This window comes from Cupriavidus sp. SIMBA_020, assembly GCF_046535395.1.
Taxonomy (GTDB): domain Bacteria; phylum Pseudomonadota; class Gammaproteobacteria; order Burkholderiales; family Burkholderiaceae; genus Cupriavidus; species Cupriavidus campinensis.
In genome coordinates, this window is the sequence record NZ_JAWRWU010001289.1 from 1 (window position 1) to 249 (window position 249).

Genomic DNA, 249 nt, shown 5'->3' on the forward strand with positions numbered 1-249 from the left:
CTGGCGGTCGAGCATCGTGATCTGTTTCGCGATGATCTCGTCCAGCGGCGTACCGGGCTGGTCCAGGGTGGCGCCGATTTCAGCCAGCGGCAGTCCGAAGCGACGCAGGGCCTGAATCTGATGCAGTCGGGCAATGTCGTCGCGGCCGTATAGCCGGTAGCCGTTGTCGGCGCGCGCCGAAGGCGTCAAGAGGCCGATCGCGTGATAGTGGTGCAGCGTGCGGACGGTGAGGCCGCTGCGCTTGGCCAG

At 66.7% G+C, this 249-nt stretch carries 1 protein-coding gene; it reads right to left on the reverse strand.

Annotated features, from left to right (window positions below; translation table 11 throughout):
- Positions 1-249, reverse strand: a 249-nt coding sequence (locus SB751_RS33660; RefSeq protein ID WP_410749452.1) for a MerR family transcriptional regulator, incomplete at both ends; no start/stop codon positions are given.